This is a genomic window from Sporosarcina sp. BP05, from assembly GCF_014282005.1.
Classification (GTDB): Bacteria; Bacillota; Bacilli; order Bacillales_A; family Planococcaceae; genus Sporosarcina.
Genome location: NZ_JACFTD010000007.1, coordinates 33,785 through 47,649 on the forward strand (window position 1 = coordinate 33,785; position 13,865 = coordinate 47,649).

Consider the following 13,865-nt stretch of genomic DNA (forward strand, 5'->3'; position numbering starts at 1 on the left):
CCTTTTGCAGCTTTAGTTCCCCTAGTAAACCTATTCTACTTATCCTGCTAAATCACAAAAAAACCTTCTATGAAAAGAAGGCTTACGATATCTAATACGTTCCTTTTCATCTGTCAGGACATCGCTCGCCTGCTGGATTTAGCACCTGACCTCACGGCTGGTTGCTGAAGCGTCATAGGGCCAGTCCCTCAACTTCTCTTGATAAGAATTCACTATTCAGTTTTAGTTAGTAAGTGTATCGTAACTTGATAGTCTGTTTCAGTCAAGCCTATTTTCGCAAGAAAGGGAATTTTCTCTATCTTACGCTAGACAGTTGATTCAATCATCCTTACCATTTTTATAACCTCCTTTTGCTATTAAGCCATGAATCAATAAAATGATTTTTCATTAAAATTGGTTTATCTTAAATCAGTGCGGGTATAGTTAGATTACAAGGCGGAACTACCGAAGGATGGACCTTAGTAGACGAGTAACCTACAGGCGATTCTGACGATGAACTGCACAGCCTTGGCGGAAAATTTGCTTTACTGGCGACAGGCACACTTTTTTAGAACCACGTTATCAGGTTCCAATCTTTATGTGCTAACCAAGCAGTAAACGTACCATTTTTTGTGGAAGTGCAACTTGAAGACTGACTTCAAAAAAGCGGATCGCGTACCAACCATCTTGCGACTGCATGGCCGGAATGGCTAATTGAGTCAGCCCTATCAAACTGCATCGACGAGCGTTTCATTATTATTCGTCAGGAAGAACAGTTTGTGTGATTGAAATAACTATCAAATTTTCCGAGTGCACCCCCTTTTTTATCAGGGAATAAAAAAAGCATGATCCTCTTAGTTTGTAACCCGTTCAGTGGAGTGGTACAAAATTCAAATTAAAGCATTTTAAAGACCGCTAATTCGATTATGAATTAGCGGTCTTTAAAATGCCTATACAACAATGTTTACATATAAATCACACTCGTTTTTACAATTGGATTGACAGAAGAAGCAATCACCTTGCAATAAATATTGTAAGGTGAATATAACGTGTTAAAACCACTGCTAATTTAGTGGTTAAATTGAAGGATAATGTAGAGAGAAAAGATGAGATTTATTCAACCCAAAAACTTAAAAATGCAAATATGTAAAAAGGACCAAACTTGCCCTTTTGCTAATACCGATTAAGTGAATTGGTGCAATTCTTTTCGCTATGTTTAGTTTCATCTTGGACAATTTCAGTAATTCCAGCTGGAGTTAGTTTATCTTTCTCACAAAACTGTTTTACCTTGTTTCCTATTTTTGTGATTCCATAATAATACGTTATATCTGTTTCATCTTTGAAAACTACCATATAGTGACCGTGAAAAAACTTCCTGTTTATAGTGTGTTTTGGTTCTATAAAGTGAGATTTATTTATCTCTTCTTCTGCATATCCCTTTTCCGACAAATATGTCGGCACTTTTTTGTCTGCTATATATTTTGTAATAGGATTACCATTGTTCAACACGTAAAAAAGACTTAAAGTGATTCCTATGATGATAATAAGCACACTAAGACTTAAAGCAATCACTCTAAAGATTTTCTTTTTCATCAAACTTCCCCCTAGGCAAATTCCGTATTTTGGTAGAGTCGTTGAGTAACGGTACTTTTATTAATACGTTTTAGCAAATATTAAGTTTCATTTTTTAAAAATACCGTGAATTAGAAATGACTACGCATCAATCTCCTTTACCCTCTATACTATATATATCCAACAAATCCTTTTAAAGATAATTTTAAACTTTAGATATCTGATGAGTTCAAGAAATGAAAAAGCACCACTACATACGGTGCTAATTAGTAACTAGAAATGGTGTGAAACATCTGCTGAAATCTAGTTAATTATTGTGTTATTTGATTTGTTATTTTGTGTTTTGTACTACTGAACTGAATGGGGAAAATTTATTAACAGTTGTTATTTCATCAATTTGCGGTTGTAATTTGTTTTATTCCGGGAACACTACAGCTTACTGGAGGAGATAAAATGGCTAGAAATAATAGAATTTTAGTGCCAGGTGCACGACAAGCATTAGATCGGCTGAAAGCGGACGTCATGCAAGCCCAAGGCTACGACGTGGATAAAACCGAGCCTAATAACGTGAAATTCGAAATTGCGAATGAACTAGGCATTCCACTGACGAAGGGCTATAACGGAAAACTAACGTCGGAACAGGCGGGGAAAATCGGTGGCCCGATTGGCGGCAATATGGTGAAAGAAATGGTGAGAATGGCGCAAGAACAAATGGCGAAGAAATGAAAATAACGCTTGTCCCGCAACTTATGGGGCAGCGTTTTTTATTTGTTGGACAGTTTGTCATGTTTGTTGGACACTTCAGCAAAATGGTTGGACACTCTACTGCGTTTGTTAGACACTTCGGTACAATGGTTGGAAATCACCGCGTTCGTCGGACTCTAACATAATGGTTGGACTGTTTGGCACCTAAAAAAGCACCAGCCAAGTTGCAGCCGGTGCTCCCTTTTAAAACTTCGATCCAGTATCTCCGAACTCTTTGAGTAGTTCCCCAAAACTTTTGTTTTTCTCACGTTCTTTGCGTTCAAGGCGAAGTTGCTCTTGGCGTTCTTCTTCTTTCGTCTCTTCAACAGCTGACAATGCCTTTTTTGCCGCTTTTAATTTCTCAAGAATATCATCATCAAGTGCATCGGAATATACAGATCCTTCGTTAGCCCTTTTTTTCGGTTGTGGTGTGGTTTGTTTACGTTTTTTCGCCATTTATTTCACCTACTTTCGTTCATGGTCGTGTAACGATGGTTGCGACACCTTGACCCCCACCAATGCATAGCGTGGCAAGTCCGGATTTAACATCACGACGTTTCATTTCGTGAAGAAGTGTCACTAGGATGCGTGCCCCACTAGCCCCGATTGGATGGCCAAGTGCGATTGCACCGCCGTTGACGTTAAGTTTTGATGCATCAAATTCTAGTTCTTTTCCGACTGCGATTGACTGTGCTGCGAATGCTTCGTTCGCTTCAATCAAATCAATCTCGGATAGTTGCATATTGGCTTTAGTGAGTGCTTTTTTAACTGCTTCCACAGGGCCCAGACCCATAACGGAAGGATCCACGCCAGCATTACCATTGGCTACGATTGTTGCAAGTGGTGTCAAGCCAAGCTCGTCAGCTTTTTCTTTCGACATGATGACAAATGCTGCCGCACCGTCGTTAATGCCCGAAGCATTCCCTGCTGTTACACTGCCATCTTTTTTGAATGCCGGTCGAAGTTTACCGAGCTTGTCTGCAGTTGTTCCGGCTTTGACGTATTCGTCTTGGTCGAAAATAATAGGGGCACCTTTACGCTGCGGGATTTCAATCGCAACGATTTCTTCAGCGAAAGTTCCGGCTTCAATTGCCGCCGCAGCTTTTGCCTGCGATGTTGCCGAAAATGTATCTTGCTCTTCACGTGTAATTGAATAGCGATCACAAAGATTTTCTGCCGTGATGCCCATATGGTAATCATTGAATGCACACCATAGTCCGTCAGAGATCATACTGTCGATAATTTTTTGGTCCCCCATTTTAAAGCCTTCTCGGCCATCTTTCATTATGTATGGGGCTTGGCTCATATTTTCCATACCGCCTGCAACAATAATATCCGCATCTCCTGCAATAATTGCTTGACGTGCAAGATGCACAGCTTTTAATCCAGAACCGCATACTTTGTTAATTGTCAGAGCAGGAACGGTTTCAGGTAGTCCCGCTTTTATGGCCGCTTGTCGTGCCGGATTTTGACCTAATCCCGCCTGTAGGACATTCCCCATGATCACTTCGTCAACGCTCTCTGGTGCTACCCCTGCACGTTTTAATGCCTCTTTGATAACTGTCGCCCCAAGATCTGTTGCCGGTATATCTTTCAATGAACCAAGGAACGATCCGATAGCAGAACGAACAGCACTGATAATTACGATTTCTTTCGACATTTCTTTTCCCCCATTCCCTTATTTAAGTTGCCTGTATATGCATCCCTTCATTACAATATACTAGAGGAGGGATGATATGTTCATTTTACCAAATAACGTTACAATAATCGAGGTTGGTCCACGTGATGGACTACAAAACGAAAAGAAACATGTCGCCGAAAACGACAAACTAGCATTTATTGAAGCTTTACAAGGGGCGGGCATTCAAGAAATGGAGCTAACTTCGTTTGTATCACCGAAATGGGTGCCGCAAATGGCAGATGCAAAAACAATTGTAGAAAAATCAAAGAAGGTCGGCAGGCAATTCGTTCTTGCGCCGAATGACAAAGGTGCCGAGCTTGCAATTGAAGCTGGCGCGACTAGTATTGCCGTGTTCGTTGGGGTGAGCAATACATTTAACATGAAAAACATTAACCGTTCAACAGATGAAAGCATCGATGCGCTCCAGCCCGTCTTTGCGAAATTAAAAATAAATGACATTTTTATACGGGCTTGTATTTCAACTGCGTTTTATTGTCCGTATGAAGGGAAGATAGAAATAGAGGATGTCGTTGCACTATGTAAACGGTTTGTCGACATGGGTGCAGACGAACTAAGTGTCGCGGATACAATCGGTAAGGCGAATCCCCGTGAAAGTTATGAGTTGTTCAAGACGTTGAAAGAGGAATTTCCAAACGTACTGTTGACAGCTCATTTCCACGATACACACAAAATGGCGATAGCAAATATTTTTGCTGCGCTACAAGCAGGTATCAACCGCTTTGATACGTCTGCAGGCGGCTTGGGCGGCTGTCCATTCGCACCTGGAGCAACAGGTAACGTCGCTACTGAGGATGTTGTCAACATGCTCGATACGCTTGGTATCGAAACCGGTGTCGATGTGAATAAAGTTTGTGCTGCAGTCCGAGTGATTGCGCCGCATGTGTCACGGCCGATTGATACAGGTATGTACAGATTGTTCGAAAACAATCAACCTTAAAAGGAGTTGAGTGGTTTGAAACGGCGCATTCTTTATATGACCGGCGTGATTTCCAGTGTTGTTACAGCGTTACTGACCATTTTCGGATTTATCGCAACGAATAGGCTGATGTTTTTGAAGTTGAAGGATTCCAATTTTATTTTAGAACGCGAAATCATTTCGAAACGGTTCGATGAACATTGGTATGAAACAGTGCGCAAAGATGATATGTGGATTAAGTCACCAAACGGTTATTTATTGAGAGCGGTCTTTCTAAAACCACTCGAAACGGCAAGAACTGTGATTATCTGCCACGGCGTAACGGAAAACAAAATCAATTCGACGAAATATGCCCGTCTTTTTGAACGACTTGGATTTAATTCGGTCATCTATGATCATCGACGACATGGGGACTCTGGAGGCAGGACGACAAGTTTTGGTTATTACGAAAAAATTGATTTGCAGGCAATTGTCCATGCTGTACGGGAACGAATCGGAAAGCGGGCTTTGCTCGGTATCCACGGCGAATCAATGGGTGCTGCAACGACAATCTTATATGCGGGAACATATAAGGATGAAGCAAATTTTCATATCGTCGATTGCCCATTTTCAGATTTCTCCGAGCAAATTCTTCATATATTACGGAAAAATACGCCTATTCGGACATCAATGGCTCTACGTATCGCCAACACTTTCCTAAAAATGCGCGATGGCTATACCCTGAACCTTGTTTCTCCGAGAGAAGTCGTCCGAAATATTTCAAAACCTGTCCTTTTCATACACAGTCTGGAAGACGATTTCATCCTTCCCTATATGACAGAGGAATTATACGAAGCAAAGCAAGGCGACAAAATGTTGAAATTTTTTAGTAAAGGTGCCCATGCGAAGTCGTTCAATGATAATCCGGTGCAATACGAAAAAACAGTACAAGAATTTCTGGGACGGTTTGGATTTAGAGATTGAAGAAAAACACCCGTAATGAACGATTAAAATGTACCCCGAATTCCGGACACTTTGAAAAAAGATCCGTGAATTTCGGGGTTTTATATATAATTACTGGAATTCTTCTGGCAAGACCAATCATATCCCATGCCAACCAATCATAAACTCCCCAAGACCGATCATATCCCACGCCAACCAACCATATCCCACGCCAACCGATCATAGATCCCCCTCGACCAATCATATCCTCGCCCTAATCAATCAATAAATTTCTAGACAACAAAAAAACCATCTTCCCTGTCAAACGTTCAACAGAAAAAACGGCTTATTAAGTGATCGGTAGAAAGTTTAAGTAATCCAAGTAAATTTCAGGTGAAAGATTAACCTATGTATACAAAATTGCAGGCTTTCCTTTTCACTAATCCTTTACAAACCCATTAATGACGGGTATTACATAATTACTTTTTAACCTTTTTTTCCTTTTTGTCACTTACTTTGTTCATTTGGTTCATCATTTGATTGATTTTTTTCTGTGAGGGTTTTTGCCCCATTTGCATCATCATCATACGTAACATGTCTTCATTAATCGGCGGGTTATCTTTCAAATATTTCATCATATATTGACGTGCAATGAAAAATCCGAGGGCCACACCTGCTAATAGCGCGACGATGATCAAAACGATCCACCATACTGTACTCATCCGCTATACCTCCTCTACTTCAGTTATTCGATTTTACTCTACCATGATGGATTATACAACATTGTACGGGTGAATAGCAATGGACCTTAATTAAATATTCTATTCATCGCATAATGGACCACTTTACTTCATTCTATTTGAACAGACAAAATAGACCCTAATTTTGAGATTTGGGTCCTTTTTGTCCCTATCCTATCAGAATATTTTCAAAGATAGGCAGCTTCTTCATATGCACGAAAATCAGTCGTTTTGACCGGTTTCAGCCATCCCCACTCCCCGCGTCCGTCCATTACAGCGAAGAAACGATCAGCCGCCCCAGATAAAGCAACAAACAAATCCAAATCCAACATGCGGGATCCGTCGCAAAACACATTAAGCGAATACGATGATAGCGAAATATGAATGGAACCTTTGACAGGATGCGTCAGTTTGTATTCCCCATTTTGAGATTCAATCGACGTAAATCCTTCGCCAAGGTTTGCAATTATAGCCTCATTAATCATTTTCTCTTCAAGCCTGTCACATAAATAATGAATTTCAGGCATACAATTATTCTTCTGCTCGTCTTCTTTTAAAAGATCATACAAAAGCCGTTCACGTCCAATGACGAATGGCTGGTACATTTCTTTCACTTTATAAATTCCATATGATCGCAATATCGCCACCCCCTAGAGATAATCCTACATGGTTTGATGTAAAAAGGATGTCATATTGCGGAATAGAACTGCACTATTATTGTCGGAAAAAACGGATAACTAAAGATTCTGTCAAGTTGCCCTAAAAAGCAGTCCCGATTGCCAAAAATTCTTCGACAAACAGGACTGCTTCATTTATTTTTAGTTGTTGATTAACATTTTTACAGTTGCAAGAACATTGTCCTCTGTGAAACCGAATTCTTTGATGACAGTATCTCCAGGTGCACTTGCCCCGAATGTGTCAATCGCAATGATTGCGCCTTCGTCACCAACATATTTATGCCAGCCTAATGAAACACCCATCTCGATACCCAGACGTTTTTTTACGTCTTTCGGCAATACACTTTGTTTGTATGCATCGTCTTGCTTCTCAAACAGATCCCATGAAGGCATGGAAACAACAGCAACATCGATTCCTTCAGCTAACAGTTTCGATTGTGCAGATACCGCTAGGTTCACTTCCGAACCAGTCGCGATTAAAATTGCGTCTGCTTGTTTTTTGCTTGCAGGAGATATGATGTAAGCTCCCTTTTTGACGCCTTCCATTGCAAGTTCAGCTGACTTCGGAAGAACAGTCAAGTTTTGACGAGACAATACAAGTGCAGTCGGCGAGTTCTTCGACGACACTGCAATATTCCATGCAGCTGCCGTTTCGTTAGCGTCAGCCGGACGAATAACCGACAGTCCAGGCATCGCACGAAGCGCAGCAAGTTGTTCAACAGGTTCATGTGTAGGTCCATCTTCACCAACAGCTACGCTGTCGTGTGTGAAAACGTATGTGACAGGGATAGCCATAAGAGCTGAAAGTCTGATTGCAGGACGTACATAGTCACTGAACACGAAGAACGTTCCACCGAATACATGTAATCCGCCATGCAAAGTCATTCCATTTAGCGCAGTTCCCATTGCGAACTCACGAACACCAAACCAAATATTACGGCCGGAATAATCGGTAGCAAGGAAATCGCCAGCACCTTTAATTGTCGTCTTGTTAGAGCCTGCAAGGTCCGCACTTCCACCAAAGAATGAAGGAAGCTGTTTAGCAATTGCATTGATAGCGTCACCGGATGCAGAACGTGTCGCGTGGGATGAACCCGCTTCATACGTTGGCAAGGATTTTTCGAATCCTTCAGGCAGTTTACGTTCGATTGCATCTTTCAATTGCATCGCAAGATCAGCATGCGTCGTTTCGTATTTTTCAAATAGTTCGTTCCATTCCTGTTCTTTTTGCGCGCCCAATTTCTCAGCCGCTTCTTGGAATGTTTCATAGACCCCTTCAGGAACATGGAAATCTTCTTCCAACGTCCATTTATAGTATTCTTTTGTCAATTTCATTTCATCTTCACCAAGTGGCATGCCATGCGCATCCGATTTTCCGGACCTATTTGGCGATCCGTAACCGATGACCGTTTTAACTTCGATCATTGTCGGGCCTCCGACATTGCCTTTTGCTTCTTCAATCGCTGTTGAAACGAGGTCAATGTTGTTGCCATCTTCAACACGGATGTAATTCCAGCCGTATGATTCAAAGCGTTTACGAATATTTTCAGAGAAGGACATGTCAAGTTCACCATCTAGTGAAATGTCATTGCTATCATAGAGGACAATCAGTTTATTTAACTGCAAGTGACCTGCAAGTGAAATTGCTTCAGCAGCAACGCCTTCCATGAGATCGCCATCACCGCAAAGAGCATATGTGAAGTGGTCGACAACGTCAAAGCTTGGTTGATTGTACGTTGCAGCAAGGTGTTGTTCTGCCATTGCCATTCCGACTGCCATACCAATACCTTGTCCAAGTGGACCAGTTGTTGCTTCAACGCCGACTGTATGACCGTATTCCGGATGTCCTGGTGTTTTAGAGTTCCATTGTCTGAAATTCTTGATTTCATCCATCGGAAGTCCGTAACCGCCTAGATGAAGCAGGCTATATAGGAGCATTGAGCCGTGTCCTGCCGATAAAACGAAACGGTCACGGTTAAACCACTGTGGATTTGAAGGGTTGTGATGCATATGTTTTGTCCAAAGTGTATAAGCCATTGGAGCAGCCCCCATTGGTAAACCTGGGTGTCCAGAATTCGCTTTTTCGATTGCGTCAATAGAGAGCGTACGGATTGTGTTAATGGCTAGCTGGTCAATTTGTTTAGTCATTGTGTACATCCTTCCCGTCATATGTATTTATCTACATATCCTAGTTTAGACAATTCGCGCAGTGAATGCAAAGCTCAGTTTAGATATTTGCCGCTACGGGCGTCTTTCACCTTGTCAGGTGTCACATCGTTGCCTTCAGGATCAAGGACTTTGACTTGCTCAATTGTGTTGCGCATAGACGAACGAAATGTCTCTAAATATTCTTTTCTTAGTTGTGTCTGTTCTTTTGCTTCTTCAATTGATAGACCTGCCGTCTTCGACTTTTTTGAAAGTTCATTAATTCGTTTCATTTTCTCAGCTGGTAGCATATAATTTCCTCCATTTAGTTTATGATTACAAACGTATACAAAAACTGCAGAAAGTGCAATAAATCAGCCTTCCTGCTCCATCTCATATTCTTTATACCTGCGGTGCACGGTCGCTTTACTAATATCATGACCGAGCCCTTTCAAGACGCCCGTAATTTCTTCGTAGGTCAGTCCTTTGTCCCTCAATGAAACGATTTCAGCTATCGGCACTTCAATACGCTCACGGCCTTCAGCGTTGCCCCTGTTTTTCAAGTTACGCTCGGGCCGATAGCCTTCCCTAACTGCACGTTTCATACCCCTCTTAATTTTGGCATTATGTAGTTTACGTTGGTATTCTTCGACGATAGCTAAAATTTCAAGTAACATTGTGTCCATTTCATTGAGCGCAATTGGCCCACTATCATTATGCGAATAAATCGCCGTGTCCGTTTTCGCTAATAGATGCAAAACCGCCATCCGTGCATTTCCACGCCCAAGCCTTGTTTCATCTTGGATAAGGATTGCATCGACTTCCTCATCCCGGATGTAATCCAGAAGACTTAGAAGCCCCTCGCGGTCAATGTCAAAACCACTGTGTTTATCCATAAATGTCGCTACGTGGTCGAGACCAAGTTCTGCTGCCAAGTCAACAAGCTCTTCTTCTTGCCTCACTAGCGACATTTCCTGCGTTTCTTTCTCAGTGCTCACCCGGCAATAGATGACACCTCTTTTATTGCGTCCAGTCATCGATTAACACCCGCCAGTTGTGTATTGGTTTTCCGCACAGTAGGCAAAAGTAGATTCTCACCTTTTTTTATTGTAGCAGATGGTAAGTCATTCAATTTTATCACTTCTTTGATCCATTTATCTGTAGACATATTTGCCGAGTGGTGATTTGCGAGACCCCAAAGTGTATCCCCTTCAGTAATTGTGATTTTCGTGTCCGTTTGTTCTTTCTCGTATTTGCTTACACCTATGATTGCAAAACCCATACATAAAACGATAATTAGTAGAACATAACTATTTTCTTTAATAAAAGTCATCATTATTCCCCCTTGCGAATACTTGTTCGGAATGCCTGTTCTTATTATAGAAAAAACAATCTGCATTGTCAACACTTATTCGAACCTGTGTTTGCCATTTATCCAGGAGACTGATATAATGAATCTATTGAAAAGACTAGATTGTCGGTAATTTTTTCACGGCTTTCGGAAGTTAGCAGAATATAAGGTGAGAGGTGAATGGGATGAAAAAAATTTCAAAAAGACAAGAAGATATTTTGTCTTTCATTAAATCAGAAGTGAAGAAAAAAGGTTATCCACCATCCGTAAGGGAAATTGGCGAGGCTGTCGGCTTGGCATCAAGTTCAACTGTTCACGGACATCTAGCGCGATTGGAAAGCAAAGGTTTCATTAGAAGAGACCCAACAAAACCGAGAGCAATTGAAATACTCGATCCTGAAGGGTTGGAAACGATGAAACCCGGCGTTCTTCACGTACCCCTTGTCGGTAAAGTTACGGCAGGTCTTCCAATTACAGCAATTGAAAATATCGAGGAGTACTTCCCACTTCCTGAATCTTTTGGTACATCTGAAGACAATCTGTTCATGCTTGAAATAGTTGGGAACAGTATGATTGAAGCCGGAATTTTGAATGGCGACTATGTTGTCGTTAAACAACAACAAACAGCTAATAACGGCGAGATTGTCGTAGCAATGACCGAAGACGATGAAGCTACAGTGAAACGTTTCTTTAAAGAAAAAGATTATTTCCGTCTGCAACCTGAAAATGCTTCGATGGCTCCAATCATTCTCGATAATGTATCGATTCTAGGTAAAGTGGTTGGCGTTTATCGCATGATACACTAATTTAAAGTATGCAAAAGGGCTGTATCCTTCACTTGAAGGATACAGCCCTTTTTTAATTGAAGAATTGATTTGACAGTTTGGCTTTGCCAGGACAGTTTAACGCCTTGCACTCACAGTTTCACTGATTGCCAAGACAGTTAACTAACTTTTTTTCCCAATCAAATTTTCTTTAACTAGTTTACCGATTGAGGATAACACAGCTACTTTTACATGCTCGTACGTCAGACCACCTTGGACATATGCCGTATAGGGCGGTCTGATTGGGCCGTCTGCTGTCAGCTCGATGCTGGAGCCTTGAATGAATGTTCCCGCCGCCATGATGACGTCGTCCGTGTAGCCAGGCATATACGATGGCTCAGGCGCGTAGTGCGCATTGATAGGCGAGTTTTCTTGTATTGACCGACAGAACGCAATCATTTGATCTGCATTTTCGAAGGATACCGATTGAATCAGGTCCGTTCTTTTTTCAGAGTAATGTGGCGACGTATTGAGTCCGAAGCTTTCTAGGAGTGCTGCTGTGAATAGCGCTCCTTTTACAGCTTGACTAACAACATGCGGCGCTAGGAAGAATCCTTGGTACATTTCACGTAGTGTATCCAGCGATGCCCCCGCTTCTGCCCCGAGACCTGGTGATGTCATCCGGTATGCACACTTTTCAACTAGATCGGCACGGCCAGCGATATAGCCACCCGTTCTTGCAAGTCCGCCACCTGGATTCTTGATGAGTGAACCTGCCATAAGGTCAACACCGACTTGAGTGGGCTCTTTGTCTTCGACAAATTCACCGTAACAGTTGTCCACAAAAACGACTAGCTCAGGATTAATGGCCTTCACTTTACGAACCATTTCACCGATTTCATCCACCATGAAAGAGGGACGATCCGAATAGCCTTTCGACCGCTGGATACCAATCATTTTCGTCTTACCGTGTATGTTTTTAGCTACTTCTTCAAAATCGACTGTACCATTTTCATTTAGATCAATATGTTTATAGGTAATGCCATAATCATGCAGTGAACCTGTGTCTTTCCCTTTTCCAGAAACGATAGAATCCAATGTGTCATAAGGTTTCCCCGTAATATAAAGGAGTTCATCACCCGGTCTTAGGATTCCGAAAAGGCTGATTGAAATTGCGTGTGTGCCCGAAATAATTTGGTTGCGTACGACGCAATCTTCCGCCCCAAAAACGTCGGCGTATACTTGTTCCAATACATCCCGGCCCGCGTCATCGTAGCCGTAACCTGTTGAACCGGTCAGATGAAAATCGCTCACCATATTTTTACGGAATGCTCTTAGCACTTTCCGTTGATTGTAAAAAGCAGTTTTTTCTACGTCCTTAAAATAGGGTGCAAGTTTCTCTTCTATTATTTCAGCATCCTCAAATAACAAATCGTCTTGTTCAGTAAACATGATTGGTATTCCTCTTTTCATTAAATAGTCACTTCATTATCTTATCAGTCTGCTCGCAGAGGTCAACGTTTTACCGGGGCCTCATTGATAATTTATGAATACCTGTTAGAATTCTAAAGGGTGTATTGAATGGAGGAAACGAAGTGGCTTGGGATGTTTTTAGTTTTATCGGTACTGCGGCATTTGCCATTTCAGGCGCAATTGTTGCGATGGAAGAGGAATATGACATCTTTGGTGTTTATATATTGGGTATGGTCACTGCTTTTGGCGGCGGTGCCGTTCGTAACGTCTTAATAGGTGTGCCTGTCTCTGTTTTATGGGACCAGCAATTCTTATTTTTAGTGGCAAGTATTTTGATAACTATTATTTTCTTTTTTTCTAGGTATCTTCTTTCTCATTGGAATAGATGGGGTAATTACTTTGATGCAATCGGATTAGCTGCGTTCGCCATACAAGGCGCTATGTTGGCTATATCACTCAACATGTCGATTTATGCAATTATGGTCGCTGCGGTTTTAACAGGGGCTGGCGGCGGTGTTATCCGTGACCTGTTAGCAGGCAGGAGACCACTTGTCTTTAAACGAGACATCTATGCAGTATGGGCTGCAATCGCCGGCCTTATTGTCGGCCTCGGCCTATTTAAAAGTGATTTAGCACTATACGGACTGCTCGTTCTGACTGCCACACTTCGTATTCTATCGGTTGTCTTCCAATGGAAATTGCCGAACGGTAAAATCCAATAAATACAAAAGCGGAACGGGGATTATACTCCCTGTTCCGCTTTTTCACGTCTAGACTTCCGCTTTTGCTTACGTCTAGACTCCGGGCACCTAGAGGCTCGGACATAAGTCGGTCCGGCTATGCGGCAAAGAACGCCACTTGGGCCTGCCGGATGCAGGTCA

15 protein-coding genes and 1 riboswitch are annotated in these 13,865 nt (G+C 41.9%); of the genes, 5 read left to right on the forward strand and 10 right to left on the reverse strand.

The window, feature by feature from the left end; translation table 11 throughout:
- Positions 1 to 103: 103 nt before the first annotated feature.
- A riboswitch (SAM riboswitch) is annotated at positions 104 to 208 on the reverse strand.
- 944 nt (positions 209 to 1,152) lie between these two features.
- Positions 1,153 to 1,572 carry a DUF3139 domain-containing protein gene (locus H2672_RS09885; RefSeq protein ID WP_255485648.1) on the reverse strand — a complete coding sequence of 140 codons (420 nt, stop codon included), beginning with the start codon at positions 1,570 to 1,572 and terminating at the stop codon, positions 1,153 to 1,155.
- A 432-nt stretch (positions 1,573 to 2,004) separates the two neighbouring features.
- On the opposite strand from H2672_RS09885, the gene H2672_RS09890 reads away from it, so the two are divergent.
- The gene (locus H2672_RS09890) at positions 2,005 to 2,277 is read left to right on the forward strand and encodes an alpha/beta-type small acid-soluble spore protein (RefSeq protein ID WP_186671160.1); all 273 of its coding nucleotides are present in this window, start codon (positions 2,005 to 2,007) and stop codon (positions 2,275 to 2,277) included.
- Positions 2,278 to 2,499: 222 nt separating this feature from the next.
- Here H2672_RS09890 and H2672_RS09895 read toward each other — a convergent pair whose 3' ends face one another.
- On the reverse strand, positions 2,500 to 2,751 hold the full coding sequence (locus H2672_RS09895; protein ID WP_186671161.1) for a YqkE family protein: 252 nt from the start codon (positions 2,749 to 2,751) through the stop codon (positions 2,500 to 2,502).
- A 19-nt stretch (positions 2,752 to 2,770) separates the two neighbouring features.
- Positions 2,771 to 3,955 (reverse strand): acetyl-CoA C-acetyltransferase, encoded by a 1,185-nt coding sequence (locus H2672_RS09900; RefSeq protein ID WP_186671162.1) that lies wholly within the window; start codon positions 3,953 to 3,955, stop codon positions 2,771 to 2,773.
- Positions 3,956 to 4,031: 76 nt separating this feature from the next.
- Here H2672_RS09900 and H2672_RS09905 point away from each other — a divergent pair, with 76 nt between their 5' ends.
- Complete coding sequence (locus tag H2672_RS09905) at positions 4,032 to 4,934, forward strand: hydroxymethylglutaryl-CoA lyase (protein WP_186671163.1); 903 nt, start codon at positions 4,032 to 4,034, stop codon at positions 4,932 to 4,934.
- Positions 4,935 to 4,949: 15 nt separating this feature from the next.
- On the forward strand, positions 4,950 to 5,876 hold the full coding sequence (locus tag H2672_RS09910) for an alpha/beta hydrolase (protein WP_186671164.1): 927 nt from the start codon (positions 4,950 to 4,952) through the stop codon (positions 5,874 to 5,876).
- Between the two features lie 437 nt (positions 5,877 to 6,313).
- On the opposite strand, the gene H2672_RS09915 is transcribed toward H2672_RS09910, so the two are convergent.
- The 6 genes from H2672_RS09915 to yneA form a co-directional block, all read right to left on the reverse strand.
- On the reverse strand, positions 6,314 to 6,556 hold the full coding sequence (locus tag H2672_RS09915) for a YneF family protein (RefSeq protein ID WP_186671165.1): 243 nt from the start codon (positions 6,554 to 6,556) through the stop codon (positions 6,314 to 6,316).
- Positions 6,557 to 6,762: 206 nt separating this feature from the next.
- Positions 6,763 to 7,212 (reverse strand): sporulation inhibitor of replication protein SirA, encoded by a 450-nt coding sequence (gene sirA / locus H2672_RS09920; RefSeq protein WP_186671166.1) that lies wholly within the window; start codon positions 7,210 to 7,212, stop codon positions 6,763 to 6,765.
- Between the two features lie 180 nt (positions 7,213 to 7,392).
- Complete coding sequence (tkt, locus tag H2672_RS09925) at positions 7,393 to 9,399, reverse strand: transketolase (protein ID WP_186671167.1); 2,007 nt, start codon at positions 9,397 to 9,399, stop codon at positions 7,393 to 7,395.
- A gap of 74 nt (positions 9,400 to 9,473) precedes the next feature.
- Positions 9,474 to 9,707: a DUF896 domain-containing protein gene (locus H2672_RS09930; RefSeq protein WP_186671168.1), complete on the reverse strand. Its 234-nt coding sequence runs from the start codon at positions 9,705 to 9,707 to the stop codon at positions 9,474 to 9,476.
- A gap of 63 nt (positions 9,708 to 9,770) precedes the next feature.
- The gene (locus H2672_RS09935) at positions 9,771 to 10,433 is read right to left on the reverse strand and encodes a YneB family resolvase-like protein (protein ID WP_186671169.1); all 663 of its coding nucleotides are present in this window, start codon (positions 10,431 to 10,433) and stop codon (positions 9,771 to 9,773) included.
- Positions 10,430 to 10,729, reverse strand: a complete 300-nt coding sequence (yneA, locus tag H2672_RS09940; RefSeq protein WP_186671170.1) for a cell division suppressor protein YneA — start codon at positions 10,727 to 10,729, stop codon at positions 10,430 to 10,432. The genes H2672_RS09935 and yneA overlap by 4 nt, the downstream gene beginning before the upstream one ends.
- A gap of 203 nt (positions 10,730 to 10,932) precedes the next feature.
- Here yneA and lexA point away from each other — a divergent pair, with 203 nt between their 5' ends.
- A complete protein-coding gene (gene lexA / locus H2672_RS09945) occupies positions 10,933 to 11,553 on the forward strand; it encodes a transcriptional repressor LexA (protein ID WP_186671171.1) in 621 nt (206 codons plus the stop codon).
- A gap of 141 nt (positions 11,554 to 11,694) precedes the next feature.
- Here lexA and H2672_RS09950 read toward each other — a convergent pair whose 3' ends face one another.
- Entirely contained in the window at positions 11,695 to 12,963 is a 1,269-nt protein-coding gene (locus H2672_RS09950) for a methionine gamma-lyase family protein (RefSeq protein ID WP_186671172.1), read from the reverse strand.
- A 143-nt stretch (positions 12,964 to 13,106) separates the two neighbouring features.
- On the opposite strand from H2672_RS09950, the gene H2672_RS09955 reads away from it, so the two are divergent.
- A complete protein-coding gene (locus H2672_RS09955; RefSeq protein ID WP_186671173.1) occupies positions 13,107 to 13,706 on the forward strand; it encodes a TRIC cation channel family protein in 600 nt (199 codons plus the stop codon).
- The last annotated feature ends 159 nt before the right edge of the window (positions 13,707 to 13,865 follow it).